The 23,305-nt window shown below is 65.9% G+C and carries 24 protein-coding genes; 20 read left to right on the top strand and 4 right to left on the bottom strand.

Annotated features, from left to right (window positions below; all coding sequences use genetic code 11):
• The first annotated feature begins 102 nt into the window (after positions 1 to 102).
• The 4 genes from AC0J5J_RS06685 (at position 103) to AC0J5J_RS06670 (ending at position 3,687) form a co-directional block, all read left to right on the top strand.
• On the top strand, positions 103 to 1,065 hold the full coding sequence (locus AC0J5J_RS06685; RefSeq protein ID WP_474900060.1) for an ABC transporter ATP-binding protein: 963 nt from the start codon (positions 103 to 105) through the stop codon (positions 1,063 to 1,065).
• Positions 1,062 to 1,913 (top strand): ABC transporter permease subunit, encoded by an 852-nt coding sequence (locus AC0J5J_RS06680; RefSeq protein ID WP_474900059.1) that lies wholly within the window; start codon positions 1,062 to 1,064, stop codon positions 1,911 to 1,913. The genes AC0J5J_RS06685 and AC0J5J_RS06680 overlap by 4 nt, the downstream gene beginning before the upstream one ends.
• Before the next feature lie 54 nt (positions 1,914 to 1,967).
• Positions 1,968 to 3,122, top strand: a complete 1,155-nt coding sequence (nagA, locus tag AC0J5J_RS06675) for an N-acetylglucosamine-6-phosphate deacetylase (RefSeq protein WP_474900058.1) — start codon at positions 1,968 to 1,970, stop codon at positions 3,120 to 3,122.
• Positions 3,123 to 3,210: 88 nt separating this feature from the next.
• On the top strand, positions 3,211 to 3,687 hold the full coding sequence (locus tag AC0J5J_RS06670; RefSeq protein ID WP_134424474.1) for an OsmC family protein: 477 nt from the start codon (positions 3,211 to 3,213) through the stop codon (positions 3,685 to 3,687).
• A gap of 124 nt (positions 3,688 to 3,811) precedes the next feature.
• Here AC0J5J_RS06670 and AC0J5J_RS06665 read toward each other — a convergent pair whose 3' ends face one another.
• Positions 3,812 to 4,441 carry a LysE/ArgO family amino acid transporter gene (locus AC0J5J_RS06665; RefSeq protein WP_134424473.1) on the bottom strand — a complete coding sequence of 210 codons (630 nt, stop codon included), beginning with the start codon at positions 4,439 to 4,441 and terminating at the stop codon, positions 3,812 to 3,814.
• 69 nt (positions 4,442 to 4,510) lie between these two features.
• Between AC0J5J_RS06665 and AC0J5J_RS06660 the strand changes: the two genes are divergently transcribed.
• Together AC0J5J_RS06660 and AC0J5J_RS06655 are read left to right on the top strand one after the other, a co-directional pair.
• Positions 4,511 to 5,440, top strand: a complete 930-nt coding sequence (locus AC0J5J_RS06660) for a LysR family transcriptional regulator ArgP (RefSeq protein WP_474900057.1) — start codon at positions 4,511 to 4,513, stop codon at positions 5,438 to 5,440.
• Positions 5,441 to 5,588: 148 nt separating this feature from the next.
• The gene (locus AC0J5J_RS06655; RefSeq protein ID WP_474900056.1) at positions 5,589 to 6,872 is read left to right on the top strand and encodes an HNH endonuclease; all 1,284 of its coding nucleotides are present in this window, start codon (positions 5,589 to 5,591) and stop codon (positions 6,870 to 6,872) included.
• A gap of 84 nt (positions 6,873 to 6,956) precedes the next feature.
• Here AC0J5J_RS06655 and AC0J5J_RS06650 read toward each other — a convergent pair whose 3' ends face one another.
• Both AC0J5J_RS06650 and AC0J5J_RS06645 read right to left on the bottom strand, forming a co-directional pair.
• Complete coding sequence (locus AC0J5J_RS06650) at positions 6,957 to 7,211, bottom strand: Txe/YoeB family addiction module toxin (protein WP_134424470.1); 255 nt, start codon at positions 7,209 to 7,211, stop codon at positions 6,957 to 6,959.
• Positions 7,208 to 7,453 carry a type II toxin-antitoxin system Phd/YefM family antitoxin gene (locus tag AC0J5J_RS06645; protein WP_134424469.1) on the bottom strand — a complete coding sequence of 82 codons (246 nt, stop codon included), beginning with the start codon at positions 7,451 to 7,453 and terminating at the stop codon, positions 7,208 to 7,210. The genes AC0J5J_RS06650 and AC0J5J_RS06645 overlap by 4 nt, the downstream gene beginning before the upstream one ends.
• A 252-nt stretch (positions 7,454 to 7,705) precedes the next feature.
• On the opposite strand from AC0J5J_RS06645, the gene AC0J5J_RS06640 reads away from it, so the two are divergent.
• The 9 genes from AC0J5J_RS06640 to AC0J5J_RS06600 all read left to right on the top strand — a co-directional run bounded on the left by AC0J5J_RS06640 (position 7,706) and on the right by AC0J5J_RS06600 (position 17,902).
• A complete protein-coding gene (locus AC0J5J_RS06640; protein ID WP_474900055.1) occupies positions 7,706 to 8,161 on the top strand; it encodes a nuclear transport factor 2 family protein in 456 nt (151 codons plus the stop codon).
• Positions 8,162 to 8,347: 186 nt separating this feature from the next.
• Positions 8,348 to 8,938 (top strand): TetR/AcrR family transcriptional regulator, encoded by a 591-nt coding sequence (locus AC0J5J_RS06635; protein ID WP_474900054.1) that lies wholly within the window; start codon positions 8,348 to 8,350, stop codon positions 8,936 to 8,938.
• Positions 8,939 to 9,020: 82 nt separating this feature from the next.
• A complete protein-coding gene (locus AC0J5J_RS06630) occupies positions 9,021 to 11,249 on the top strand; it encodes an MMPL family transporter (protein WP_474900053.1) in 2,229 nt (742 codons plus the stop codon).
• A gap of 95 nt (positions 11,250 to 11,344) precedes the next feature.
• A complete protein-coding gene (locus AC0J5J_RS06625) occupies positions 11,345 to 12,919 on the top strand; it encodes an FAD-binding oxidoreductase (RefSeq protein ID WP_474900052.1) in 1,575 nt (524 codons plus the stop codon).
• Between the two features lie 212 nt (positions 12,920 to 13,131).
• Positions 13,132 to 14,115, top strand: coding sequence for a 5' nucleotidase, NT5C type (locus AC0J5J_RS06620; RefSeq protein ID WP_474900051.1), 984 nt, complete (start codon positions 13,132 to 13,134; stop codon positions 14,113 to 14,115).
• 147 nt (positions 14,116 to 14,262) lie between these two features.
• The gene (locus tag AC0J5J_RS06615) at positions 14,263 to 15,060 is read left to right on the top strand and encodes a nuclease-related domain-containing protein (protein WP_474900050.1); all 798 of its coding nucleotides are present in this window, start codon (positions 14,263 to 14,265) and stop codon (positions 15,058 to 15,060) included.
• Positions 15,061 to 15,214: 154 nt separating this feature from the next.
• Entirely contained in the window at positions 15,215 to 15,844 is a 630-nt protein-coding gene (locus AC0J5J_RS06610) for a uracil-DNA glycosylase (RefSeq protein WP_474900049.1), read from the top strand.
• Positions 15,841 to 17,130 (top strand): LEM-3-like GIY-YIG domain-containing protein, encoded by a 1,290-nt coding sequence (locus AC0J5J_RS06605; protein WP_474900048.1) that lies wholly within the window; start codon positions 15,841 to 15,843, stop codon positions 17,128 to 17,130. Before AC0J5J_RS06610 ends, AC0J5J_RS06605 begins: the two co-directional genes overlap by 4 nt.
• 139 nt (positions 17,131 to 17,269) lie before the next feature.
• A complete protein-coding gene (locus tag AC0J5J_RS06600) occupies positions 17,270 to 17,902 on the top strand; it encodes a hypothetical protein (RefSeq protein WP_474900047.1) in 633 nt (210 codons plus the stop codon).
• Between the two features lie 34 nt (positions 17,903 to 17,936).
• Here AC0J5J_RS06600 and AC0J5J_RS06595 read toward each other — a convergent pair whose 3' ends face one another.
• Complete coding sequence (locus AC0J5J_RS06595; RefSeq protein WP_474900046.1) at positions 17,937 to 18,563, bottom strand: NUDIX hydrolase; 627 nt, start codon at positions 18,561 to 18,563, stop codon at positions 17,937 to 17,939.
• 301 nt (positions 18,564 to 18,864) lie between these two features.
• On the opposite strand from AC0J5J_RS06595, the gene AC0J5J_RS06590 reads away from it, so the two are divergent.
• The 5 genes from AC0J5J_RS06590 to AC0J5J_RS06570 all read left to right on the top strand — a co-directional run bounded on the left by AC0J5J_RS06590 (position 18,865) and on the right by AC0J5J_RS06570 (position 23,269).
• Positions 18,865 to 19,419, top strand: a complete 555-nt coding sequence (locus tag AC0J5J_RS06590) for a protein-tyrosine phosphatase family protein (protein ID WP_474900045.1) — start codon at positions 18,865 to 18,867, stop codon at positions 19,417 to 19,419.
• Between the two features lie 22 nt (positions 19,420 to 19,441).
• Positions 19,442 to 20,227, top strand: coding sequence for a TY-Chap2 family putative peptide chaperone (locus AC0J5J_RS06585; protein WP_474900044.1), 786 nt, complete (start codon positions 19,442 to 19,444; stop codon positions 20,225 to 20,227).
• 26 nt (positions 20,228 to 20,253) lie between these two features.
• Positions 20,254 to 20,376, top strand: coding sequence for a hypothetical protein (locus AC0J5J_RS06580; RefSeq protein ID WP_474900043.1), 123 nt, complete (start codon positions 20,254 to 20,256; stop codon positions 20,374 to 20,376).
• Between the two features lie 201 nt (positions 20,377 to 20,577).
• Complete coding sequence (gene dcm / locus AC0J5J_RS06575) at positions 20,578 to 21,864, top strand: DNA (cytosine-5-)-methyltransferase (protein ID WP_474900042.1); 1,287 nt, start codon at positions 20,578 to 20,580, stop codon at positions 21,862 to 21,864.
• A 304-nt stretch (positions 21,865 to 22,168) separates the two neighbouring features.
• Positions 22,169 to 23,269 carry a type II restriction endonuclease gene (locus tag AC0J5J_RS06570; RefSeq protein ID WP_474900041.1) on the top strand — a complete coding sequence of 367 codons (1,101 nt, stop codon included), beginning with the start codon at positions 22,169 to 22,171 and terminating at the stop codon, positions 23,267 to 23,269.
• Positions 23,270 to 23,305 lie beyond the last annotated feature (36 nt).

The raw sequence follows: 23,305 nt of genomic DNA, 5'->3' as shown, positions 1-23,305 counted from the left end.
TAGTGTTCTGGGTTACGACTGAATGGGCCGGGGGGACCACTGTCGCGCGACACGATTGCCGGCGTGAGGCCTCCCACCCTCGATGTGGAATGAGGCAAAGATTTGATCCAGGCACAGGCTCTGTCCAAACGCTATGGCAGCAAGACGGCGGTCGATTCCATCGACTTCACCGTGCAACCCGGCAAGGTGACCGGTCTGCTCGGCCCGAACGGCGCGGGCAAATCCACGACGATGCGCATGGTGGTCGGGCTCGACCGACCCACCAGCGGATCCGTGATCGTGAACGGCAAGCCCTACCGCGAGCACAAGGCTCCCCTGCGGGAGGTGGGCGTACTGCTCGACGCGAAGGCCGTACACACCGGTCGCTCGGCTTATAACCACCTGCTCGCCCTCGCGGCGACGCACGGCATCCCGGCCGGCCGGGTGCGGGAGGTCATCGAACTCACCGGGCTCGAGTCCGTGGCGCGCAAGCGCGTCGGCGGTTTCTCGCTCGGCATGGGTCAGCGCCTCGGCATCGCCGCCGCGCTGCTCGGCGACCCGGCCACGCTGATCCTCGACGAGCCGATCAACGGCCTCGACCCCGAGGGTGTGCAGTGGGTGCGTCACCTGATGCGCCACCTCGCCGCCGAGGGACGCACGGTGCTGCTCTCCTCGCACCTGATGAGTGAGATGGCCCTCACCGCCGACCACCTGATCGTGCTCGGTCGCGGCAAGGTCATCGCGGACGCCCCGGTCGACGCCATCATCAACTCCGGCGGCCGCAGCACCACCCGGGTGCGCAGCCCGCGCGCCGCCGAGCTGGCCGCCCTGCTCGCGAACCCGGCCGTGATCATCACCGGTCTCGAGCCCGACGTGCTCGAGGTCGTCGGCCTCAGCCCCGCCGAGATCGGCGATGCGGCCGCCCGCTCGGGCATCGCCCTGCACGAACTCTCCGCTCTCCGCGGATCCCTTGAAGAGGCCTACATGGCCCTCACCCAGAACGAGGTGGAGTACCGCACCGGCGGATCGAACGATTTCGTCGCCGCCGCCCTGGCCACCAGCGAGCCGCAGGAGGCAGCACGATGAGCACCAGCACCCTGAATTCCGTCACGGATGCCTCCGGCCGGCCCGGCGCATCCGTCACCACCCGCTCGGGTCTGAGCTTCGTGGGCGTGCTGCGTTCCGAGTGGATCAAGCTGTGGAGCCTGCGCTCGACCGTGTGGTCGTTCGCGCTCGTGATCGTCGTCTCGGTGGGCATGGCCCTGCTGATCGCGCTGGCCAGCCGGCTGGACCAGTCCGGGGTGGAGATCCCGCCGGAAGCGCAGGTCGGGTACGTCGTGACCGCGTCGACGGTGGGCATCTTCTTCGCCCAGATGATCGTGGCCGTGCTCGGGGTCATGTCCGTCACGGGCGAGTACTCCACCGGCATGATCAAGTCCAGCCTGACCGCCGTGCCGAAGCGTCTGCCGATGCTCGCGGCCAAGGGCGTCGTGGTGTTCGTCGCGACCTATCTCGTGGGCCTCGGCAGCATCCTCGCCGCCTACCTGATGGCGTCGCTGGTTCTCGCGCAGAGCGACATCAGTGCAGGCCTCGCCGAGCCCGACATGCTGCGCGGCCTCTTCGCCGGGCCGCTGTTCCTCGCTCTGATCGCGGTCTTCGCGCTCGGCATGGGCACCGTCTTCCGCAGCACCGCCGGGGGGATCGCCACGGTTCTCGGCATCCTGCTGGTGCTCCCGATCGTGCTGGGCCTGATTCCGGCCGAGTGGGCGACCAGCGCCTCCCCGTACCTGATCGGCAATGCCGGTCCGGAGATCGTCGCCTCGTCGGGGTTCAGCGAGGTCAAGGAGGGCTGGCAGAACCTGCTCATCGTGCTCGGCTGGGTCGCGGTCAGCAGCGTGCTCGCCGCCCTGCTGCTGAAGCGGCGCGACGCGTAAGACACGTGCGGCGCGACGGATGCCCGGCTCCGGCCGTTCGCTAGAGTCGCCTTCATGACGCTGCCCGCACCCACCCCGGCCGACTCGCTCCTCGTCGCTGCCGAAACCGTGATCGCACCCGACGCGGTGCACACGCCGGGGTGGGTGGACATCCGTGCGGGGCTGATCGTGGCCTGCGGGGCGGGGGAGCCTCCCCGCAGGCCCGACCATGTCTTCGCGCAGAGCACCCTGGCGCCGGGGTACGTCGACATTCACACCCACGGCGGGGGTGGCCGCAGCTTCAACGACGCCGACACTGGTGCCGCCGTGGCGTGGATCACCGCGACCCACCTCGCCCACGGCACGACCACGATGATGGCCAGTCTCGTCACCGCTCCGCTCGACGAGTTCGAGCGCGCCGTGGCGGCCCTGGCCAGGCTGGTCGAAGAGGGGGTGCTGGCCGGAATCCACCTGGAGGGGCCGTGGCTGAGCCCAGCCCACCGGGGAGCCCACGACGAGAGCCTGTTGCGCGAGCCTGACGCCGAGACCGTCGATCGGCTGATGCGGGCCGGGCGGGGCTGTGTGCGCATGGTCACCATCGCGCCGGAGCTTCCGGGCGGGCTCGCGGCCGTGCGCCAGATCACGGGCTTCGGGGCCGTGGCCGCGATCGGGCACACTGACGCGAACTACGACATGACCCGGCAGGCCATCGCCGCCGGGGCCACGGCCGGCACGCACGTGTTCAACGCGATGCGGCAGATCCACCACCGCGAGCCCGGGCCGGCCCTCGCCCTGCTCGAAGACCCGACAGTCTTCGCCGAGCTCATCGCCGACGGTGTCCACCTGCACCCGGCCGTGGTGCGGTTCATTGTCGAGAGCCCGTCGCGGCCTGTCTTCGTGACGGATGCCATGGCCGCGGCCGGCGCGGTCGAGGGCGAGTACAAGCTCGGCGCCCTCGATGTGAGCGTCGCCGACGGCGAGGCTCGCCTGGCCGACGGCACGATCGCCGGCAGCCTGCTCACCCTCGACGCGGCGGTGCGCTACGCCGTGCACACCGCCGGCGTACCGCTGGACGTGGCGGTGCGGGCGGCCACCCAGAACCCGGCCGACATGATCGGCCTCCCCGACCGCGGACGGCTCGCCGCCGGCCACCGCGCCGACCTGATCGTGCTCGACGCGAACCTGCACGTCACGGCAACGATGCAGGCCGGCGTGTGGTGCGCGGAATAGGTCATTTCTTCCGCTGCAGAGGCGTAGCCTGAAAGGGCGCTGGCGGTCTCGCTGAGGGCGGCAGGGCACTTCTCAGAGGAGAGAAAACATGTCTGTCAAGCCACTCAAGGTCACCGTCACCGGAACCTCGGAATCGCCGACCAAGCTCGCCGTTTCGGTGCGGGATTTCTCGTTCATCATCGACGAGCCCGCCATGTTCGGCGGTGAGGATGCCGGGCCCAATCCGGTCGAATACGCTCTGGCCTCGCTCGCCGGCTGCATGAACGTCGTCATCCAAATGGTCGCCACGGAGCAGGGCGTCGAGCTGCGGTCGTTGCGGCTCACGGTGAAGGGTGAGCTTGACCCGTCACGGCTGATGGGGCTGCCCACCGAGAACCGGGCTGGATTCGAGGGCATCGAGCTCATCGCCGAATTCGATTCGGACTCCAGCACGGCGCAGCTCGACGAGGTGCTCCGCCTGGCCGGCCTCCGCTGCCCGGTCTCGGACAACCTGGGCAACGCAACGCCCGTCACCGTGCGGCTCGCCGCCCCGGCCGAGCTGGAGGCAGCCCTCGTCGTCGGCTAGCAACGGATGCCGCGGGCTGGGCCGGTAAGCATCCGTCGCAGCCCGCGAGAGCGCACTATCTGCCCTCTCCCGCTGAGCATGGGGGCAGATTGTGCGCTCTCGCGGAGCTCCCCGCCGGGCGCTGCTACACCCCGAACGCCATCCCTGCACCGAGCGAGAGCATCACGACGGCGATGAAACCGTCGAGGATGCGCCACGAGCCCGGGCGGGAGAAGAACCGCCTCAGATGGCGGGCTCCGAAACCGAGGCTGAAGAACCACACGAAGCTGCCCGTGATCGCACCGGCGCCCCACCACCAGCGGGCGGCCTCGCCTTGCTGGTTGGCGACCGAGCCGAGGAAGATCAGGGTGTCGAGGTAGACGTGCGGGTTCAGCCAGGTCAGCGCGAGCATGGTCACCACGGCGACCCGGGTGCTGATCGGGATCGGTGAGGCATCCGCCACCAGGGCCCCCGGTTTGAACGCCCGAACGGCGGCGAACACCCCGTAGGCCAGCAGGAACGCGGCCCCGACGAAGCGGATCACGACCAGCGCCACCGGGATCTGCTCCACCACGAGGCCGATGCCGAGGATCCCGGCGAAGATGAGCGCGGCATCCGAAATGGCACAGATCAGCACCGCCGGCAGGATGGTGCGGGTGCGCCCCTCGATCCCGAGCCGCAGAACGTAGGCGTTCTGCGCGCCGATCGCCACGATCAGGGCAAGCCCGGTGCCGAACCCGAAGAGCGCGGGGAGGAGGGTGGTGGCGAAATCCATGCTGGCAAATCTAGGAGACGCGCCCCATGTAGTACAGCTAAACTTTCGCAGCATACCTAAGCGAGGCTAATGATGGCATTCCAGTTGGACCACCTGCGCACCCTCGTGGCGCTCGTCGAGGAGGGAACGTTCGAGGCGGCGGCGCAGCGGCTGCGGCTCACGGCATCCGCTGTCTCGCAACGGGTCAAGGCCATGGAACAGGCGGCCGGTCAGGTGCTGATCCAGCGGGTGAACCCGGTCGTTCCCACCGCTGCCGGTGACGTGGTGCTGCGGCATGCGCGCCAGGTGCAGCTGCTCGAGAGCGACGTGGCCACCGAGCTCGGCGCGGGCCTGCAGCCGGGCGGCCGCACCTCGCTGGCGTTGGCGGTCAACGCCGATTCCCTGGGCACCTGGTTCCTCGATGCGCTCGCTGCCGTGCCTGCCGATAGCGGCGCGGTCTTCGACATCTACCGCGAAGACCAGGAGCACACCACCTCGCTGCTGCGTTCGGGCGCCGTGATGGCGGCGGTCACCTCGACGGCGGAGGCGGTGCAGGGCTGCAGCTCGACGCGGCTGGGCTCGATGCGCTACCGGGCCGTGGCCAGCCCCCGGTTCGTCGATGTCTGGCTGGGCGGCGTCGCCGGCGGTAGTGCGGGGCCCGACCTGGCCGGGCCTGACCTCTCGGGGCTCGACACGGCCCCGATGGTGAACTTCGACCGTCGCGACGACCTGCAGCACCGGTTTCTGCGCGGCCTGGGAGGCCGGGCCACGGATGTGCCGCGTCACCACATCCCCACCTCGGCCGACTTCGCCCGCGCGGTGATACTCGGCCTGGGCTGGGGGCTGCTGCCCGAGCAACAGTGCCTCACCGAACTCGGCGACGGCCGGCTCGTGGAACTGGCGCCGGGGCATCCGATCGACGTGGTGCTCTACTGGCAGCGCTGGAATATCGCCTCCCGGCTGCTGGACCAGGTGACGGATGCCGTGGGCCGAGTCGCCGCGGCCAGCCTGCACCCGTAGAGGCTCGCCCGGTGGCCCGGCAGCCTGGCAGCCCGGCGAGGCGCCGGTGTGGCCTCAGCTATTCCTCCACAAAAATACTTTGACCAGCTTATTCACACCCCCGAGAAAACCTCGTGGAATGTCAGTGGTACCCCGTAACGTGATTGTCATGACCCCCTCAGTCAGCACCGCGCAGGCCCAGCTCGGCTCGCGATTCGACGCGATCTCCGCGCTCGACCGCAGCTTGGCGCGGGGCTTCGCGCAGCGGGCCGAGATGATCGACGAGGCCCGCCGGTTCAGCGAAGCCACGGCCGCGAACGCTCCCCGCACCACGAGTGCCCGGTGGGACCCGGCCGAGATCGCCCGGCGTGAGTTCTCGAGCGAGCTGGCCTGCACCCTGCACATCCCCGAACCCACCGCCGTGAGCCTGATCGCCGAGTCCCAGGCTCTGGCCGACGACCTGCCTGCCACCCGGGCGGCACTCGAGGCCGGCGAGATCAGCTACCGGCACGCCCAGGTGCTGATCGGCCAGGCCTGGTCGGTGCCCACCGAGGCCCTGGCCGCCTTCGAAGAGGCGCTGCTGCCGGCCGCGCGCACCCTCACCGCGGCCAAGCTCAAGCACAAGGCCCGCGTGCTGCGCGAGCGCCTGCATCCCGAGTCGATCACCGCCCGGCGGGAGAAGTCCTTCCGTGATCGCACCTCCTGGGTGCAGGCGGAACCCGACGGAATGGCGACCCTGAGCGTCACCACCAGCGCCGACGTGGTGCATTCCATCTTCAGCCGCGCCAACGACTTCGCCCGGGGCCTCCAGGGGCCGGGGGAGACGCGCACGCTCACCCAGGTGCGCACCGACGTGATCAGCGACCTGCTGGTCGACGGTGTGACCCCGTCGGGAGTCGGCAAGGGCGTGCGGGCCACGGTTCAGATCACGGTCCCGGTGATGACCCTCCTCGGCCACAGCGAAGAACCCGGCTACCTCGAGGGCTACGGGCCGATCGACCCCGACACGGCCCGCGACCTGGCTTCCCGGGCGTCGAGCTTCACGCGCATCCTGGTTCATCCCGAGACCGGCGTCGTGCTCTCGGTCGGCCGCACCCGTTACAAGGTGACGAAAGAGATGCGGCGGTTCCTCCGTTTGCGCGACGAAACCTGCCGCTTCGCCGGGTGCAACCAGCCCGCGCGCACCGCCGACATTGACCACACCCACGAGTGGCAAGACGGCGGCCGCACAGCCCACGACAACCTGGCCCACCTCTGTCCGGGCTGCCATGCCCTGAAGTCCGAGACCGGGTGGACGGTGAAGCAGGAGCCGGGCGGCATCCTCACCTGGCATTCACCGACCGGCCGCGATTACGTGACGGAGCCGGCCACCCCGATCGCCCCACCGGGCTCGGCTACTCCTCGAACGCCGAGACCCGCCCGGCCGCCACTGCCCGACGACGCACCGTTCTGACCAGCCCCGCTGTGACCAGGCCCGTTCTGACGACGCGCCGTTCTGACCAGCCCCGTTCTGACCGAAACGGATGCCCGACCGCCCCTAGTAGTGGTACCTCGCCGCGATCACGACGATCTGGTTCTCCTCCACGGCATAGACCAGGCGGTGCTCCTCCGTGATTCGGCGGGACCAATAGCCCGAAAGCTGGTGCTTCAGCGTTTCGGGTTTGCCGATGCCGGTGAATGGCGTTCGTTGCACGTCGGCGGTGAGCTTGTTGATGCGCTTGACCATCGCCCTGTCTGTGGCGACCCAGTGCTGGTAGTCGTCCCAGCCCACGTCGGTGAAGACGATGTTCACTCGCCCAGCGGGCGCTCGGTCGCCGTGCCGGCACGATGCTGCGCAATGCTCTCGAGCAGCCGCGTCGCGTTGGCGGGGGAGCGGAGCAGATAGGCGGTTTCTTCGAGTGCCTGATAGTCGGCGAGCGACATCAGAACCGCGCTGCCCTTCTTCGAGACGATCTCGATCGGCATGTGGTCCTCGTTGACCTTTTCGATCAGCGGGAACAGTTGTGCCCGCGCCTGGGAAGCCGTGATTGCCATGTCGTCAGCCCTTCGCTCGCATTTCGGTACTGGATATCGTACCACTCACCTGCCGGGAGATCCTGGGGGCTCCGTCCTCTGTGAGGGTCGCAAAGCGACCTTCCAGAGGGTGCTGAAGGTCGATTTGCGACCCCTCAGCCCCGGAAGCTCAAGCCGGCTGCCTTCAGCACCGGGCCAATCGTGGGCAGGCGCTGTGGGAACGCTCCTTGAAGCGGGGACCGCCGCTGGTTACTGTCACAGCAGGTTGGCCTGGTGAACGCAACCGGCCGCGACGACGAGACGCCCGGTGGAATCGCCGGGCAGGTTCACATGGGCGAGACGGTGACACGCGAAGCTCTGAAAGGCTTTCTGGATGCCTTCAATCGCCATGACCTGGACGCCATCATGGGCTACTTCGCCGACGACTGCGTCTTCTACCTGCCGAGGGGTGCCAAGCCGCGCGGCGACCGGTTCGAGGGCAAGGAGGCGGTCAGGGCGGGACTCGCCAGGCGCTTCGAGGGCATCCCCGACGTGCACCACGGCGACGACCGGCACTGGGTGTGCATTGACAGTGTCAGCGACGGCATCGTCGGCGGCGTCTCCGAGTGGACTCTGACCGGCACCTCGACCGCGGGACAGTCGATCGAGGTGCGCGGGCTCGACCTGCTCGAGTTCGACCAGCACGGCAAGATCACCCGCAAAGATTCCTTCTGGAAGATCATCGAGTGACGGTGACGGTCACGGTCACGGATGTCGCGGCGCACCCTGTGGAAGCAGGCGCACGTTCTACCGTGCGCCAGCTTCCACAGGGTGCGCCACGGGCGGCCTGACCCCCGCGCCATCAAGGCCCAACGCCCCTCCACGGATGCCCCGGTCGCGTATTCTCGACATCGACGCACTCCTCGGAAAGGCACCATGCCCAGCCCTAAACAGCCAGCAGTCCCGCGCATCGATGTGGAACGCCACCAGCGGGCTCTGCTTGCGGCGGCGGCCGATGTGCTCGCCCGTGACCCCGACTCCTCGATGGCGGATGTGGCGCAGGCGGCGAACCTGACCCGCGCCACCCTTTACCGCCATTTCAGCAACCGGCAGACCCTGCTCAAGGCGATCCAGGCGGAAGCCCTCACCCGCGCGTCGGAGACGCTGCACGCGTGTCGTCTCGACGACGGGAGCGCCCTGGAGGTGCTCCAGCGCGTCATCGGAGAGCTGGGCAAGCACGGGATGCGCTTCCGCATCATTCTGATGAAGGCATCGGACTCCAGTCCGCGATTCCTCACCCAGCGCGACCAGGTTCTCGCGCCCGTGGTGGAGGTCGTCAAGCGGGGCCAGCGTGAGGGGGACATCCGTTCGGACCTGTCACCGGACTGGATCGTCACAGCCATGGCTTCCCTGCTCATTGCTGCCGTGCGCGCCGCGCCCACCACGAAGCACTCCGACGTCGACGTGGCCGAGCTCATCTTCCAAACCCTGGTCGGCGGAATCGCGACAGAGAAGCCTAAAAACTAGACAACGCTGTCTCATTTCCTCTAGTCTCAGGTCAGCAGCCCGAATGGTGCTGCCGACCCGATGAACCGTGATGGGACTCTCCGTGCTCTCTGCACTCGCTCGCATATCAACCCGCCACCGCTGGATCGTGGTCGCGATGTGGCTGGTGCTGCTTCTCGGAGCCCTGTTCGGCAGCCGGTATATCGGCGGCACCTTCAGCAACGACCTCACCCTCGCCGGCACCGACTCGCAGGCCGCGTACGACACCCTCCGCGAGCAGTTCCCGGAACTGTCCGGTGACGGCATGCAGGCCATCGTGCACAGCACGGATGCCGCGGCGCCCGTCACATCCCCGGCCACCCGCACCGCGGTGGAGGAGGCTGTGGCCGAGGTGGCCGCCCTCGACGGTGTCGCCGCCGCACGGTCGCCCTACGGCCCGCCGCAGCCGATGGTCTCCGAAGACGGAATGACGGCGATGGTGACCATCCAGTTCACCGAGCGGGCCAAGGACATCCCCGTCGAAACGCTGGCCGAGGCCCAGGCCGCCTTCGACGGCGTGGAAGATGCCGGGGTCGAGGTCGAATTCGGCGGCCCCGCTGCCCAGGCCGAGTCCGGGCCGTCGGGAAGTGAGGTCTACGGGCTGCTCGCTGCCGCCCTGGTGCTGCTCCTCGTGTTCGGCTCCGTGTTCGCGATGCTGGTCACCCTGGTCAGCGCGCTCATGGCCCTCGGCGTCGGGCTCGCTTCGATCTCCATGATCGCCGGGGCGGTCACCATCGGCACGTCCGGTCCGATCGTGGCCGCCATGATCGGCCTCGGTGTGGGCATCGACTACGCCCTGCTGATCGTCACCCGGCACCGCGAGGGCCTGGACCAGGGCCTGGCCCCGAACGCATCCATCGAAGCGGCCATGACCACCGCGGGCCGTTCCGTCCTGGTCGCCGGCGCCACGGTGATCATCGCCATCCTCAGCCTCTACGCCATCGGCATCCCGTTCGTCTCCTCACTGGGGCTCGCCAGCGCCCTCGTGGTCAGCGCCACGATGCTCGCCGCCGTCACCCTGCTGCCGGCGCTGCTGGCCATCTTCGGCACCAATCTGGACCGCCTGCGGGTGCGCAAGCTCGGCAAGAAGACGGTCGTGACGACGGATGCCGCGAGCACCTCCCAGATGCAGCCCGCCTCCGGCTGGCGCGGTTGGGTCGGCGGCATCCAGCGTCGTCGTTGGGTCTCGGCGCTCGCCGCCGTGCTCGTGCTGGCAATTCTGGCCCTGCCCCTCCTGTCTCTGCGCCTCGGCACCGCCGACGGCGGAGCCCAGGCCGCCGACACCACCCAGCGCAAGGCCTACGACCTCATCGTCGACGGCTTCGGTGCCGGGTGGGCCGGCCCGCTCCTGGTCACGGTCGACTTCGGCGCCGACTCCACGCCGCCCGAGAACCAGGCCGCGAGCATGGCAGTGCACGCCGAGCTGGCGGCAACGGATGGCGTCAGCGCGGTCACACCCCCGCGGCTGGCCGAGAACGGAACGACCGCGTTGTTCACGGTGATCCCCACCAGCTCACCGGACGACGCCGCCACCGAAACCCTCGTCCACGACCTGCGCGGCACCGTGCTGCCGGCCGCGGCACCGGATGCGGCCGCGCACGTCGGCGGGGCAACCGCGACCAGCATCGACCTGGCCGACACGCTCCTCGCGCAGATCGGCTGGTTCATCCTGATCGTCGTCGTGCTGGCCTTCATCGTTCTGCTGATCGAGTTCCGGGCGCCGTACATCGCGGCGATGGCCGTCATCATGAACCTGTTCGCGGTCGGAGCTGCCTACGGGCCGGTCGTCGCCGTGTTCCAGTGGGGCTGGTGGCCCGCCGACCTGCTCGGGGTGTCCTCCGGCCCGGTGGAATCGTTCGTTCCGGTGATGCTTTTCGCGGTGCTGTTCGGACTGTCCACCGACTACACCGTGTTCCTGCTCAGCCGCGTCAAGGAGGAGCTCGCCCGCACGGGAGACGCGAACCGGGCGGTGCGCGACGGACTGGCCGCGACGGCCCGGGTGATCCTGGCCGCGGCATCCGTCATGGTCGTCGTCTTCGGCAGCTTCATTCTGAACGACCAGCGCACCGTGACGATGTTCGGTTTCGGCCTGGCGATGGCGGTCGCCGTGTACGCACTCGTGGTGATGCTGGTGCTCGTGCCCGCTCTGCTCGCGATCGCGGGCCGCAGTGCCTGGGGGCGCACGACGCGTCGGCCGTCGGCGGATGCGGAGGCGCCGGCGACGACGGACGTCGGGCCGGAGTCGGGGCCCGCGCCCGAGCCCGAACCGCTCGTTGCGACGGGCCGAGGCTGAGGTCACCTGACGGATGTCGCGGCGCACCCTGTGGAAGCGGGCGCACGTTCTATCGTGCGCCGGCTTCCACACCGTGCGCCACGACCGCGCTGCCCGTGCCCGGCATCCGCCGTCTTTCGCCACCGCCCCTGTTGCAGCGCCCGGGTCGGTTTTACCATGTTCAGGTGCACGCGAATGGGCACGCGAAGGGGGACAGAAGCCAGGAGGACACCATGACCACATTGGCGACGATCGGCAGCGGCAGCGGCAGCGACCGCAGCACCGGCAGCGGCCGCGTCGAGTTGGATGATCGCGAGGTCGCCGACCTTGAGGCGCACCTGCAGGGCGAGCTGGTGAGACCCGGTGACCCTGCCTACGACCAGGCGCGACGGGTGTGGAACGGTTCGATCAACCGCTTGCCCGGCCTGATCGCGCGCTGCGCCTCCCGGGACGACGTGATCGCCGCGGTTCGGTTCGCCCGGCGCAACAATGTGCTGGTGGCGGTCCGCGGCGGCGGGCACAGTTTTCCCGGGCACTCGGTCTGCGACGACGGACTGGTCATCGACCTGTCGTTGATGAATGGCATCCGGGTTGACCCCGAAGCGCGTACGGCGCGAGTGCAGGCCGGCGCACTGCTGGGCGACCTGGACCGCGCCACGCAGGAGCACGGGCTCGCGGTGCCGTCGGGGATTGTGACCCATACCGGTGTGGCCGGGCTGACCCTGGGCGGCGGACTGGGCTGGCTGATGCGCAAGTTCGGGCTGGCCATCGACCAACTGTTGGCGGTGGATCTGGTCACAGCCGATGGCGGGCTGGTGCGGGCGAGTGACACCGAGAACCCGGAGCTGTTCTGGGGGGTGCGCGGGGGCGGCGGCAACTTCGGGATCGTCACCGAGTTCGAGTTCCGGCTGAACCCGGTCGGCCCGATCGTTATGGCCGGGCCGGTCTTCTGGTCCGGGGCCGATTCGGCGAAGGTGCTGCGCTTCTACCGCGAGTGGATCGCCGAGGCGCCGGACGAGCTGATGACCATGGTCGTGCACCGGCGCGCCGCCGATGTCCCCTACATTCCGGCCGAACTCCGCGGCAAGCCCGTGGTTGCCGTGGTCAGCTGTTACGCGGGGGCAGTGGATGATGGCGAGAGAGTGCTCCGGCCGCTGAAGGAGTTCGGTTCCCCGGTGCTGGACCTGTGCCGGCCGAAGCCATTCCTGGAGCACCAGTCCATGTTTGACGCCAGCTATCCGTCGGGCTGGTGGTACTACATGAAGGCCTGCGATGTCGCGGAACTCACCGACAAGGTCATCGACATCACCGTAGAGCACGCGACCGCAATCACGTCTCCACTGACCGCATTCCCGATCTGGCAGGGCGGGGGCGCGATGGCTCGGGTGGCCGAAGACGACACCGCCTTCCACGGGCGCGCGGCCGGCCACACGTTCAACATCAACGCCGCCACCGAGAACGCCGACGGCTTCGAGCGGGAACGCGACTGGGTGCGTAGTTTCTGGTCAGACCTCGCGCCGTTCCACACCAGCGTCTACGTGAACTTCCTGATGGATGAGGGTGAAGAGCGGGTGCGGCAGGCCTACGGCGAGGCGAAATACGCACGCCTCCGGGCGCTGAAGCGTGCCTGGGATCCGGACAATTTCTTCCGCTTGAACCAGAACGTGGCTCCTTCGCCGGTTGCGGGGTGAGCCCCTCAATCAGCCTCGAAGTAGTCCATCAGCGGCGTCGCGTCGTCGGCGGACACGCACGCCCGTGGGTGGTCGCGCCGACGCCGTCGAGAAGTGGGAAACTGGTCTGTGTGGCATCCACTTGTTTCAGCCGTTCTGGGCGCTATTGCGCAACCTTGAGCCGATCGCTAACTTCGATGCGACCGGTGTGATGTGAATCAAGGAGCACTGCGATGACGCACCACGACGCTCCGGCGCCCCGGAAGATCCTCTACATCGACCTCGACAGCACGCTCATCGACTTTCCGAGCGGCATCCGGCAGCTGACGCACGAGGCGCGGGAAGAGTACGAGGGTCACTACGACGATGCCCCCGGAATCTTCGCACTGATGCAGCCGGTGCCGGATGCCCTGGCGGCCTATCGCGAGCTGGCCCAGCACTTCGACACCTACATTGTGTCCACGGCACCGTGGCACAACGTTTCCGCCTGCCACGACAAGGTGCTCTGGGTTCAGAAGCACCTCGGCATCGACAGCGAGACCGCCGCGCACAAGCGGCTGATCCTCTCGCATCACAAGAACCTCAACCGCGGCGATTACTTGATCGACGCGCGCTCCGCCAACGGCGCCGGCTGCTTCGAAGGCGAGTGGCTGCAGTTCGGGCCGGATGCCGCGTTCCCGAGTTGGACATCCGTCACCGACTACCTCATCACGGGCGCCCAGCCCTCGCAGCTTCACGACGCCATCACCCTGGCGCGCACGGCGCATACCGGGCAGGTCGACAGGGTCGGCGTCGCCTACATCTACCACCCGCTGGCCGTGATGCAGCGCGTGAGCGGCACCGAGGCGAAGATCGTGGGGGTGCTGCACGACGTGGTGGAACACACCGAAACGACCCTCGCCGACCTGCGCAGCCGGGGCTTTGCCACGCAGATCGTGCAGGCAGTGGATGCTGTCACGCAGGTGCACGGAGAGCCGCTCGAGGAGTACCTGGCGCGCGTCAAGGCCAACCCGCTCGCGCTGATCGTGAAGAAAGCCGACCTCTCGCACAACGCCGACCCGGCGCGGCAGACGGGCCTGTCGGCGGCATCGTGGGGGCGGCTGATGCAGAAATATGAGAGGTCGGCGCTGCTGTTGGGCACGACGCTGGAGACGATCCTGGAGCAGTTCGGGGCGCCGCGTGCCCCTGAGCCCGTGTCAGAAGCTCAGAGCGCGTGATGCAGACGGTTCCTTCACGCCGCTGATCAGCGACTGCCGGGCCCTGACGGCGTTGCGAGCCCTTTCTGGGGCTGCTGCCCGCACCGCCGCACCCGCTAGATTCGATCGGGGGAAAACGGGGGATCCATGACAATTCAGGCACCATCAATGCGGCAGCAGTTCGCGGCCCAGGCGGTCATCGAGGAACTGCTGCGGCAGCACGCCGATACGCCACAGCGCACGACCTTCGCACGATTCTGCGGCACCTCTCCGCTGCGCGCCGACAGCGTCAGCTGGTACCTGGGGGCCAAAGGCGAGATCGTGGTCGGCCAGATCCTCGCGACTCTGCCTCCGGAGTGGACGTCCTTCCACGCCCTGCCCATCGGCAAGAAGGGCTCGGACATCGACCACATCGTCATCGGCCCGGGCGGCGTCTTCACGATCAACACGAAGCACCACGCCGGCAAGACCGTGTGGGTGGCCGGGCGAGGCCTGATGGTGTCCGGCCAGAAGCAGCCCTACATCCGCAACGCCGAATACGAAGCCGGGCGGGTCACGAAACTGCTCCGAGAACGGATGCCGCTGCTCCCGGCCGCGCAACCCGTGCTCGCGCTGGTCAACCCCAAGTCGCTGACCGTCAAGGTGCAGCCGGAACAGGTGAAAGTCACAACCGCCGCTGCCCTGCGGCGCTGGCTCGTGAAGCGTCCCGTGGTACTGAACGCCGGTGACCTGGCGGAGCTCACCGCGATCATCGACGATCCGGCGACGTGGCCGGCCCCGGTGTTCCCGCCGACAGAGAACGTGCTGGCCCGCTTCAATGCGCTGGATGCCGAGGTTCTCGCTGCGCGAACGCGGCGCAGAGTGTGGAGCTTCAGTGGCACACTCGCACTGTGCGCAGCAGCCTTCGGCGCGTGGCTGCTGCTGCCGGCCGTGCTCGGCACCGTCCTGACGGGCGCGCCGCAATGAATTCACCGCTGTAGACCCGGTCAGCGATCGGCGCCGGCACGGGTACTCCCGTCGGAGCCAAGTCCGCGACCACGTCGTCATGCACGCCCAGCGTGTGACACTCCGTCGCGCCGGCCCCGACCAACGTCACTAGATTTGGAATATGACTCGACGCATGGCGGATGCTGACTTCCGCACTTCCCAGTGGGATCAGCGGTATGCGCCGCACGTCGCACCGATCAACGAGTACATCGACAGCATCCGGGTGCCGCACTGGCTGCCGTATGTGGCGCCTCTTCACGGCGGCATCGATTCCCGAGTTCTGACTCTGCTCCGCGACCCTGGGCCTCGCACGCAAGACATCGGCGGGAGCGGATTCTTATGTATCGAGAACGATGACCCGACTGCTGAGCGTCAGGGTGAACTTCTGGCAGCGGTCGGTCTGACAGCACATGATGTCCTGCCCTGGAACGCTTACCCGTGGTACATCAACCGGGCACCAAAGGCGGGCGAGCTCGAGCTGGGCGTCGACCCGATTCTTGAACTGATTCGCCTGGCGACCAAGCTACAAGTCGTGCTCCTTCAAGGCGGAAGCGCGCGAGATTCGTGGCGCCGGGTGCAGAAGCGAGTGCCAGGTCTGGTTCGCGACCGCGCCCTCACCGTCATTGAGACCTATCACCCGGGGCGGCAGGCGCTCTGGCACAAGGACCCCGCCGTTCGTGAGGCTCGCGTCGCCCACCAGGTGGCCGCCTTTCAACAGATCGCCGACACGCTCGGCGCAAACGTAGGAGTGCCAACGACATGATTCGCCAGTTCGATCCAACAGAAGTCGAAGCACTCAAGTTCTACGTCTACGTCTATTCCGACCCGCGTAATAACAGGCCCTTCTACATCGGCAAGGGTGTTGGAAACCGTGCATTTTCCCATCTGACGGATGCGAGTGAGAGTGCCAAGGTCGCTCGCATCCGGGAGATCCGAGCGACCGGGAATGAGCCAGAGATCGAAATCCTCGCCTTCGGGTTGGATGAAACGACGGCCTTCAAGGTGGAGGCTGCGGCGATCGATCTGGTCGGGTTCGGCAACCTCACGAATAAGGTTGTCGGCCACGGCGCGAAACGGTTTGGCCGGATGCGGCTCGACGAGGTGCACGGGAAACTGTCCTCAAAACCGATAGAGAAGTTCGATGACGATTGCGTGCTGATCCGCATCCGCGACTCCTATGCGGACACCGGCAAACAGAGCGCGATGGATCTCTACGACGCAACCCGCGGCGTATGGAGGGTCAGCCTCGCGAACGCACAGAAGGCCAAGTTCGCTCTCGCCGTCTTCGGGGGCACGGTTCGTGAGGTGTACCAGATCGCTACTTGGCTGCCGGCGGAGGCAACCATGTACTCCGACACTGCACGTAAGTACGATTCAACCGATCGATTTGAGTTTGTCGGCCGTGTTGCACCCGAGGAAGTCCAGCTCCGCTACCGCTGGAAATCCGTGGCCCACCTCTTCAAACCGGGCGCGGCCAACCCGATCATGTACGTCGGCCCGCATCGCGAGCCCGTCCTGGCCCCGGAGGAGTCCGCTGCGCCGGCCTTGCCTCCCTCCGCAATCGAAGACACGGTCATCGTCGCTGCGCGCGCTGCCTACGGAGAGTACTTGGCGTCGGCGGCCTATTTCTGTCAGCCGGAGCGGTTCTTTCGCGATGAGGTGACTCACATGGGGTTCTACGCGAATCAGGAGATCAAGCCTGAGATCGCGGAGATCCTCTATGTGGAGGAATCGGTCATCTTCACCGAGGCGGAGGCAACAGCTCGGCTGGGTTCAACCCACGCCGACGTTCGCCGAGTCGGCGAACTGATCCAGGAGCAACTCCGTCAAGGCACCCGAGAGAGCGGTCAGGCCTACAAAGTGGTGCTGTTGTCACCGGCGACAAGTGCTCAGACGCTCACGCTCGCACACGCCGTGCGCAACGACAAAGTCACTGCAACTGGCAAGCCATGGGGTTGGACACTGGGGCAGAGGTACACGAGTCGGAGTGCGCTCCGCCGCGGTCCGCTGGTCACCTCCCAGCTCGATTCGGTCGGTGACGAGATCTGAGGCGACACCGGGGCGGCCGAGGGGAGCCAGAAATTGGTGGGCGTGGACAACGTTCTATTAGTCACAATATGGACAACACTCGATGTGAGACGCCTGAACGCCGCTGAACGTTGACTTGCCCCACCGACTTGGAACTCCGATGCCCGCACATCCACAGACCGGCCCGACTGCGCGTGCTCTCGGCACCACTCACTTCAGGCTTCCCCTGATTGCTCGGATCGTCCTGGTCGCATTAGTGGTGCTGGTGTACCTGGTCGTCGTCACAACGTTCGTGCGCCCCTGGATTATCCGGTCCATGATGCTTCACGGATGGTCGGGGCTGGACATCTATTCTGCGTTGGTGGCAGTGGCCGCTGTGCCTGCGTTCGCCTGGTTTGCTGTTCTTTACAGTCAGGTGGCGTTCGTTCGAGTGCCCGAGTCGGATCGCGAGCCCCGCCGCTGGTACCGACTTCAGGTCTGGCTAGCCATAGCTGCAACGGCAATCGCGAGCGTGGGCGTCAGTGGGGTCCCGCGATCTGGCGCCAGCTGGTGGGTGGAGCGGCTGATCGCCGACAACGGATACGAAGCCGGCAACGCCATCGCCGCGGCCTCTGTGACAGCATTGCTGGCCCTGATTCCCACTGCTGGGCTCGCCATGGCGCTGTCGATGTGGTCGACGACGGGACGTGAGTTGGGTTTGCGTCACCGAGGCCGAACAGGCGCATCCATCGTGATTTTCGGGGCGTGGGTCCTGCTTGTGGCTCTGGTCGGCTGGGCGGTCGGCAAGCCGTAATGTCCTGGGCGGTTCATGATCCTGTCCGGCCCCCTCACCCCACCGCGTGCCGGAACACCTTCGCCGGCTTGCCGACCACACCCTGCTGGTAGGCATCCGTCTCCACCAGCTGCCCCAGCATGTAGCGCCGGAACGTGTCCTTCCCGAGTGGCTCGCCCGCGATCGCCGAGTGCAGCCGCAGCAGCTCGAGCAGCGTGAACTCCGGCCCGAGCAACCGCTCCGGGTCGGCGAACGCACGATACGAGTCACGCAGCGTGTCCACCGCCATCTCGATGATCTTTTCGTGGTCGTAGACCGTGCCGTGCACCTCGGCCACGGGCGTCAGGTCGACCTGGGCGACGGATGCCTCCGGCACCACCACGAGATGCGCCACCGACATCACCCAGCCCCGGTTATCCCGGTCCGGAGCATCGAAGACGTGCAACTGGCGCGGCCGCAGCCCCTCGATCTGGGCCTTGTCGCGCAGGGACCGGAGCACGGCCTCCGCCAGCGTCTCACGCTCGTGCACGAACGTTCCGGGCAGTCGCCAGCCGGTGTCATTCTGCACGAGCGCGACGCACAGGGCGCCGTCCTTCACCGTGAGCACGGCCGTGTCCACCGCCACCGACGGGCGCGGATAGTCGGTCAGGAGCTTGTTTGAACTGTCTCGAATTGCGATCACTAGGTAATTGTCGCAGGGTTGATCTATGTTTGGAATAGATCAAGTTTGATCGAATCAAAACCCGAAGCACCACAACACAGGGGGACCAGATGAACCACACACTCCATGTTGGACACGGCGCCAGCTTCGGCGCGGTCGACCCGATGCCCCTCGAACACGGAGGAGACGCCCACGGTGTCGCGCCGATAGTGTCGAGGAGGGGGAAGTTGAGTCTGAGCGGCATCCGTCACCGTGATCGTCTGGTGCTCGCCACGGTGTTCAACACCACGCACCCGCAGATGGAAAACGCCGGGGGGCAGGCATGACTCTCACACGTCCGGAACGCTTCGACTACGCCTACCTCGGTGACGTCTCCACCCTGATCCGCCACCCCCAGGACGATGGAATGTGGCTCGGCGCGGCCGGAGCCCTCGACACCCTCCCCGACGAGATCGACGCGGTGGTCTCGCTCTGCCGGGTAGGCAGCAGGCAGGTGCCGGCGCGCATCCGTCATCACCTGCAGGTGCGGCTCATCGACAAGGATGACCCCGCGGAAAACCCTGACCTCGACGTCGTGCTCATCGACACCGTGAACGCCATGGTCGCGCTGCGGGCGGAGGGGCACACGGTGCTGCTGCACTGCGCGCAGGCACAGAGCCGCACTCCGTCGGTCGCAGCGCTGTATGCGGCCCTGCACCGGGGCGTGCCGATCGGGCGGGCGCTCGCCGAGGTCGTGTCAGCGCTCCCCGCGGCGGCGCCGAAGCGGTTCCTGCGCGAGGCGATTGTTCGGCTGAGCGCCACCGGTGGTCGAGCTTGTCGAGACCTCGACACTGGTCTCGACAAGCTCAACCACCGACGGATGCCGCCCCACAACTGAACCTGACCCCCAAGGAGACAGCATGATTGACGCAGCATCAAACGATTCCGGCAACAACTTCGTGACCAACGATGATGACGGCGAAGGCCGGGGCGACGGCTTCGAGGAGTACAACCCGCCCGCCGACCGGTTCCTCACCGCGCAGGTGTGGTGGATCGCGAGCGAACTGGTGCGGCGGCATCCGCACCTGCGCATCTCGGGCCACGAGGTCCCCGGCGACGGCCGCCTCGTGATCGTGCATGATGAGCAGGACGGCATGAGCATCCAGTGGGATCTCGTCGGCGGCTGCAAGTTCCTGGTCAACGGGGTCGTGAACCGCATCAGCTGGATCGAGATGATGGCGGCGATCAGCCCGCACGAGACCGTCAAGCGCATCGAGGTGGCGACCGGCCTCGGCATCCCGAAGGCCACACCGGTCACGACGCCGCGGTCGCTCACCTACCGGGTGATGGCCAGCGCGCTCGCCACCGCGGTCGACGACCGGCACGAGTGGTACGCGGTACCGGCCCCGATGATGCCGACTGATGACCCCGACTGCCCGTACTTCAACTCGGTCCCGACCGCGCTCGAGGCGCGCGATGATTACACCCGGGCGGCGCTCGAGCAGCTCGAGTCGACCGGACGTGGCATCCACTTCTTCCAGCCGTTCTGGGCACTGCTGCGCAACCTCGAGCCGATCGCGATCTTCGATGCGGCCGGGGTGATCCACACGGTGCTGGGCGCGACCGAGCTGATGCCGGCCTACGAGTACATCGACCGCAAACTCGCCCTCACAACGGCCCGCGTTCTGGGCCCCTACCTGCCGTAAAGACACCCGATCCAAGGAGCACCACCATGACGAACCACGAACCGCCCGCACCCAAGAAGATCCTCTACATCGACCTCGACAACACGCTCGTCGACTTCCCGAGCGGCATCGCGCGGCTGCCCTTAGGAGCCCGAGTGGAACGTGCATAACGCGGCGATTTCGGGGGCATCGCTCGTAGTGGTGATACCAGCCTAGTGAGTGAACCACTGATGCGTGGGGTGCGTTGACTCTGGCCTTTGCGTCGGCGCGAGAGGGAATGTCGGCCCGAGCATTTAGGCTCTTGACCGTGGTCGTGTCGGACACGGACACACCAGCCAACATCCCGATTGCTGGGACGTATATGGGACAGAATGTCTCTTATGACGCCCAGCGTAATTCACTCCTCGCGCCCTGAAGCCCACACTTTACTGTCGGCCCTGAGAGACCGTTTTTCACAACGAGAACTCGCAGACAAGCTTGGTGTGAGCGTAAAGACCATCGGGAGATGGGAGCACGGTGTTACCTCTTATCCTCGATTTTTGGAGTACGCATTGAAGGCCATCGCAGAATCGTCACCCATCACCCGAAAAGTGAGGCCCGAATTCTCAACAATTGATCTTTTCGCAGGTGTGGGAGGGATTCGCACCGGCTTCGCGGCCCACGGTGGGGAGTGCGTGTTTACCAGCGAATGGAACAAATTCTCGAAGGTTACGTACCTCGAGAATTTCCCGGAGACTCACGAGTTCGTGGGAGACATCGTTCCGTTCCCCGCGTCTGACGTCCCCGATCACGACGTACTACTTGCGGGATTCCCGTGCCAGCCGTTTTCCATTGCGGGCGTCAGCAAGAAGAATTCGTTGGGTAGGGCTCATGGTTTCGAAGATCTCACCCAAGGAACGCTCTTCTTTGACGTTGCCCGAATCATCGCGGCCAAACGGCCAGCAGCGTTCTTGCTGGAAAACGTGAAGAACTTACTAAGCCATGACAAAGGAAACACGTTCCGCGTCATTTTGGACACTCTCCGGAATGAACTCAACTATGAGGTTCACTACAAAGTGATCGATGGTGGTCATTTCACGCCCCAACACCGAGAGAGAATTCTGATCGTAGGGTTTGCGGAGCCAACGGAATTCACTTGGGACGACTTGATACTGCCGAACGAGCGCCCAGTGCTGGGAAGTATTATGCACAAGGTAGACGGGTCTGAGCCTTACCTAGAGCATGATGGCGAGCGGTTCTTCGACCATTCCACCGTGTCAGTGCCACCGAAATATACTCTAACTCCCAACCTGTGGGCGTATCTTCAAGCCTACGCGGCGAAACACAAGGCGGCCGGAAATGGGTTCGGGTTTGGGCTCGTCACGCGCGAAAGTGTCACGCGCACGCTTTCCGCCCGCTACCACAAGGACGGCTCCGAAATCTTGGTGAGCCAGGGTGAAGGCCAAGTCCCTCGCCGGCTAACGCCGCGGGAATGCGCTCGACTGATGGGCTATCCCGACGAGTTCCGCATTCCCGTCAGCGACACGCAGGCCTATCGGCAATTCGGCAACAGCGTCGTCGTCCCCGTGATGGCTGAGGTGGCTCGAATAATGAAGCCTCACGTCGCCGCGGTTAAGGAGCAACGTTCCGCGGCAAGTGCGCAAGTACGTGCTAGTTGACTCACCAGCGGGCAGGCGAATGCGGGATCAAGTGTCTGCACGGTGACCAAAAGTGCGAAAAGTTCTAGGGGCTAGGTCTATTTCGCGGCTACTAAGCGCGGACGATCGTGTCTTGGCTGTCCACGCTCGGCGCTAGAAGACGTGCTTATGCCGAACGGCGATCACGATCAAAAAAATTGGGGGCATTCACGTGGAATATGGATACTTGTCAGAGTATTTCGACGGCGTTGCGACGAAGCGCCTGAGCGCTGTAGAGAGCGATCCAGCGAGGTCGCACCAGCATGAATTTCAAGCAGTCCGGGCAATGCTCGATTTCATCGGAAGATCCAGCGAGCCGACCGCCTTCCCAGCTCGGTTCATGTATCTCACCGACGATGGCCCTGAACCAGTCCTCGTTGATGATTCCCTTACTCTGTATGACTCGCGTCGCTCCAAAGCAAACCGATCGCCAGAATACCGGTTCTATTTCGCGAAGAACGATGTGACGGATTTGATGGCCCCCGGGGATTTGCTGGTACTGGCCAAGCAGAAGGGGGGCGATCTGCTTGTGTTGGTGGCAGAGAACGGTTCCAGTATCGCGTCACAGCTTGAGTGGCTCTTTGGATTAGGCACTCAGAACCTTCCCGGGTTTTCCGTTCGGAGCGACCTCACACATGAGGGGGACCGCCTTGAACTTGCCTCGCGGCTAGTTCTAGAGCACATCGGAGTCGAAGTTGAAGTTACTGACGATTCCGTTCTAGGCAAGATTCTGGATAAGTTCGGCAAAGTGTGGCCGGCTACGAACGCGTTCTCCCCTTTCGCTCGCTCGCTCACGACCGAGGTTGACGCAATCGGCGACCCTGACGGGGCCCTTATCTCCTGGGTGGACCGAGAATACGTGCTCTATCAAACGCTCGAAAAACATCTCATCACAGAACGGCTAGATATCGGTTTCACTGGCGAGAGTGCGGTGGAGGCGTTTTTGGCTTACTCCCTCAGCGTCCAGAACCGCCGCAAGAGTCGGAGCGGTTCGTCGCTTGAGAATCACATTGAGGAGATCCTCAAATTGAACGGGGCGGCTTACTCGCGAGGAGCCAAAACCGAGGCCAATTCAAAACCCGATTTCCTATTTCCAAGTGCGGCGAAGTACAACAATCCTGCATTTCCGGCGTCAGAGTTGCACATGTTGGCCTCCAAACGTTCGGTTAAGGATCGCTGGCGACAGATCCTTGCTGAGGCGGAGCGTATCCCGGTGAAGCATTTACTGACGTTGGAAGCTGCCATTTCGAAGAGTCAGACCGACGAGATGATGCGTCAAAATGTCCGCCTTGTTATCCCTGGGGCTCTCCAAGACACATTCACCGAGGCCCAGAGGACGCAGCTCACCACTGTCAAGCAGTTTCTGGAGCTCGTAACCACCGGCTGACCTCAAATCTCGTCTTGATTTCCTGCTCGAGACCGA

It is taken from the genome of Cryobacterium sp. TS_SC_7, from assembly GCF_056156285.1.
This window is presented reverse-complemented; position numbering and strand designations above follow the sequence as displayed.

Coding starts and splice junctions, on each gene's coding strand:
- AC0J5J_RS06570 (WP_474900041.1), top strand. CDS start 22,169: ATGCTCGATTTCATCGGAAGATCCAGCGAGCCGACCGCCTTCCCAGCT.
- dcm (WP_474900042.1), top strand. CDS start 20,578: ATGTCTCTTATGACGCCCAGCGTAATTCACTCCTCGCGCCCTGAAGCC.
- AC0J5J_RS06605 (WP_474900048.1), top strand. CDS start 15,841: ATGATTCGCCAGTTCGATCCAACAGAAGTCGAAGCACTCAAGTTCTAC.
- AC0J5J_RS06585 (WP_474900044.1), top strand. CDS start 19,442: ATGATTGACGCAGCATCAAACGATTCCGGCAACAACTTCGTGACCAAC.
- AC0J5J_RS06665 (WP_134424473.1), bottom strand. CDS start 4,441: ATGGATTTCGCCACCACCCTCCTCCCCGCGCTCTTCGGGTTCGGCACC.
- AC0J5J_RS06635 (WP_474900054.1), top strand. CDS start 8,348: ATGCCCAGCCCTAAACAGCCAGCAGTCCCGCGCATCGATGTGGAACGC.
- AC0J5J_RS06655 (WP_474900056.1), top strand. CDS start 5,589: ATGACCCCCTCAGTCAGCACCGCGCAGGCCCAGCTCGGCTCGCGATTC.
- AC0J5J_RS06580 (WP_474900043.1), top strand. CDS start 20,254: ATGACGAACCACGAACCGCCCGCACCCAAGAAGATCCTCTACATCGAC.
- AC0J5J_RS06660 (WP_474900057.1), top strand. CDS start 4,511: ATGATGGCATTCCAGTTGGACCACCTGCGCACCCTCGTGGCGCTCGTC.
- AC0J5J_RS06620 (WP_474900051.1), top strand. CDS start 13,132: ATGACGCACCACGACGCTCCGGCGCCCCGGAAGATCCTCTACATCGAC.
- AC0J5J_RS06645 (WP_134424469.1), bottom strand. CDS start 7,453: ATGGCAATCACGGCTTCCCAGGCGCGGGCACAACTGTTCCCGCTGATC.
- AC0J5J_RS06590 (WP_474900045.1), top strand. CDS start 18,865: ATGACTCTCACACGTCCGGAACGCTTCGACTACGCCTACCTCGGTGAC.
- AC0J5J_RS06680 (WP_474900059.1), top strand. CDS start 1,062: ATGAGCACCAGCACCCTGAATTCCGTCACGGATGCCTCCGGCCGGCCC.
- AC0J5J_RS06600 (WP_474900047.1), top strand. CDS start 17,270: ATGCCCGCACATCCACAGACCGGCCCGACTGCGCGTGCTCTCGGCACC.
- AC0J5J_RS06610 (WP_474900049.1), top strand. CDS start 15,215: ATGGCGGATGCTGACTTCCGCACTTCCCAGTGGGATCAGCGGTATGCG.
- AC0J5J_RS06615 (WP_474900050.1), top strand. CDS start 14,263: ATGCGGCAGCAGTTCGCGGCCCAGGCGGTCATCGAGGAACTGCTGCGG.
- nagA (WP_474900058.1), top strand. CDS start 1,968: ATGACGCTGCCCGCACCCACCCCGGCCGACTCGCTCCTCGTCGCTGCC.
- AC0J5J_RS06670 (WP_134424474.1), top strand. CDS start 3,211: ATGTCTGTCAAGCCACTCAAGGTCACCGTCACCGGAACCTCGGAATCG.